Here is a 251-nt window from a genome sequence, read left to right as displayed (position 1 = left end):
GTCACCACAGCCTTCCAGAAGGTGGGCTCGGCAATGACCTTCTTGTACGACTACGGTGACGAGTGGCGCTTCCGCGTTGAACTTATTGGAACAGGGCAGGCGCAGCCCGATGCCAATTACCCGAGGAGAGCATGAGGAATTGTGTGGCAGTGCCGAAGTTGGGGAGAATGCGATATGGCTGGGCAGTGATTTTCGTCGAGACCAGTCCTTTTGAAACCACCGAGCCGATCGAGCCGCCGTTCACCATCGAA

Annotated in this window: 1 protein-coding gene; it reads left to right on the top strand. The window is 56.6% G+C overall.

Annotated elements, in window-relative coordinates:
* Window positions 1-135: plasmid pRiA4b ORF-3 family protein (locus D3227_RS44010; protein ID WP_147377864.1), on the top strand; the 135-nt coding region annotated here is incomplete at its 5' end.
* Window positions 136-251: the final 116 nt, after the last annotated feature.

Origin of the sequence: Mesorhizobium waimense (genome assembly GCF_003601975.1) — a bacterium.
Lineage (GTDB): Bacteria > Pseudomonadota > Alphaproteobacteria > Rhizobiales > Rhizobiaceae > Mesorhizobium > Mesorhizobium waimense.
The sequence above is the reverse complement of the archived record's forward strand: the minus strand, read 5'-3'. Positions and strand labels throughout refer to the sequence as shown.